Here is a 2,394-nt window from a genome sequence, read left to right as displayed (position 1 = left end):
CAAAGCCCGATGCACCGAAGGTGCCTTAAATGTCGGTTACTCCTTTACGCTTACGCATTGATTCCTTGCACTCAATCACAATTGAATATGAATCGTGAACGATTCTGTCGCATATCGCATCAGCGAGTATGGGATCTCCTATCTTTTCACACCAACCCGGAATATCAAATTGTGAGCAGAAAATTGTTGATGCCTTTTTGTATCTTGCTTCAGCAATTTCAAGTAAGTCTCTCGCTTCGCTCTCTTTTAAAGGGTACAGTAACCATTCGTCAATGATCAGCAGTGCCGGCTTTTTGTACTGCTGTATAACTTTTCTGTATGTACCGTTCCCACGGGCAATTGCGAGTTCTGTAAGCAGTTCCGGAAGTCGTATGTATTTTACCGGGAGAAAATTGCGGATTGCAGACATTCCGAGAGCACAGGCAATGTATGTTTTGCCGCTGCCTGTTGCACCAAGTAATAAAAGATTGTGATGCTCAGTGATAAAATCACAAGTGGAAAGTCTTGCGATCTGAGCCTTGTCAAGATTTCTGTCTGTGTGATATTCAATATCTTCAACACACGCTTGTGGATCCGAAAATTTTGCCTGCTTAATCAGACGCTTCAGATGATTGTTCTTTCGTGAAGTCCACTCCTGATCAACCAACAATCCGAAACGATCCTCAAAAGATAAACTGTTGATATTCGTATCTGTAAGCTGGCTTTTAAATGCCTTTGCCATTGCTGTGAGCTTCATTTCCTGTAATTTGCTTACGGTATTTTCAATTAACATTATCAGTCTCTCCTCTCATAATATTCAGCACCACGTGTGAATCCATACTGTGATGTTGACACCTTTTCCGGTTGCTCAGGTTCAATTTTATCCTGACCTGATGAGAGAATTGCCTGTATGTTTTTAAGAGAGGGCCTGGGAGTAAATGTCAGAGCTTTGAAGCAAGCATTTTCCAAACGCTCAGCAGAATATTTGTCTGCCAACTTCAAAATGCCCATACAAGCTTTGTACCCTTGCTGCTCAACCTTGTATCCGCTTAAAACAGCTGAAATGACTTTTTCAGTGCTTTTACCGATTTTAAATGCCCATTTTCTGAAACGCTCTCCATTCCACTGAACATATTGTTGATGATTCGGCGGCATATGTGTTTCAAGAGTGCTGTATTGATTAGACCTTCCGTAAAGTCTCGGATGAGATGCAATTCGATTGCCACCATAAAATATTTCAACAGTTGATTTTGTAATACGGACATCGACCTTCTGCTTGATATACTCATAGGGAACAGAGTAATTTTGTTTGTAAACGGATATATGGTAATTAGGTGCAACTGTTGCTATCTTCCACTCCGAAAGTTCAAACGGTTTTGGCGGCAACGGCAAAAGAAAAGCCTTTTCATCTTCAAAAGCATCTGCACGACTTCCGTCACGCTTCTGAAAAGACTTGTGATTAAATGTGTACAAACGCTCAGAAATAGCTTCGTTAAGTTCATTAAGAGATAAAAATCTACGATTACGAAGAGCTGCCAATATGAAATTTGAAATAACACCTACAGTGCCTTCTACCATCGCTTTATCCTTTGGTGAACGGACTCTGCAAGGGATAATTGCAGTACCGTAGTGTTCTGCCATTTCATTGTAGGACTTGTTTAATTTAACCTCATTTCGCCCATGTTCAATAACCCCGGTTTTAAGATTATCGCACTGAATGATTTTCGTAACACCGCCAAAATATTTAAAAGCATTTACATGGGCAGAAATCCAACATTCCTGATTCATTGACAAAAATGCTTCCACGTAAGCATAACCGCTGTACGGCAGGGAAGAAACAAATATATATGCAGGGATTATCTCCCCTGTATCGGTATCTACAATTCCGGCTGTTTGCCCAGCCCAGTCGACTTGCAACACCTCACCCGGTTTATGCTTAAGGTGCATTGTTGCGTTGATTTTTACAGCGTAATCCCGGTAATGCTTTTTGAATTGCGTAAGTTGATACGGAACCTCATGTGAAGCACTGCATTGTTCACAATACTCCAGCCATAACAGATTCAGAGTTGTACCTGACCGCTGAAGCTCTTTATGTACATACTCGTAGTCAGGCATTTTGTAGCCGGGACGTGATTTGTCACTCGGAAACAGCAATTCAGCCAGTTTTCTGTCTGTCAGCTCCTGTGGAAGAGGATAACATACTCCTTTCTCTTCAGCGATATTCAGCACCTGAATAACTGTTGTTCTCGAACAACCGATGCTTTGAGCGATTTGTGTTTTGTTCAATCCCAAGCTGCTCAATCTCAGAATCTCACGGTAATTGGTCATAACAATGACCTCCTTGATATTTATTCGTGCTTATGCACGTTTAAATATTTTACCGCTGATTTCTTTACTGTTCAATCTGAGCGACGA

The 2,394-nt window shown here is 41.2% G+C and carries 2 protein-coding genes; both read right to left on the bottom strand.

Going from position 1 to position 2,394, the window contains the following annotated elements; genetic code table 11:
• Positions 1-25 precede the first annotated feature (25 nt).
• Entirely contained in the window at positions 26-772 is a 747-nt protein-coding gene (gene istB / locus ACI4L0_RS09925; protein WP_439800015.1) for an IS21-like element helper ATPase IstB, read from the bottom strand.
• Positions 773-774: 2 nt separating this feature from the next.
• Complete coding sequence (gene istA, locus ACI4L0_RS09920) at positions 775-2,307, bottom strand: IS21 family transposase (protein ID WP_439800014.1); 1,533 nt, start codon at positions 2,305-2,307, stop codon at positions 775-777.
• Positions 2,308-2,394 lie beyond the last annotated feature (87 nt).

The organism is Treponema sp., assembly GCF_051883275.1.
Classification (GTDB): domain Bacteria; phylum Spirochaetota; class Spirochaetia; order Treponematales; family Treponemataceae; genus Treponema_D.
The sequence above is the reverse complement of the archived record's forward strand: the minus strand, read 5'-3'. Positions and strand labels throughout refer to the sequence as shown.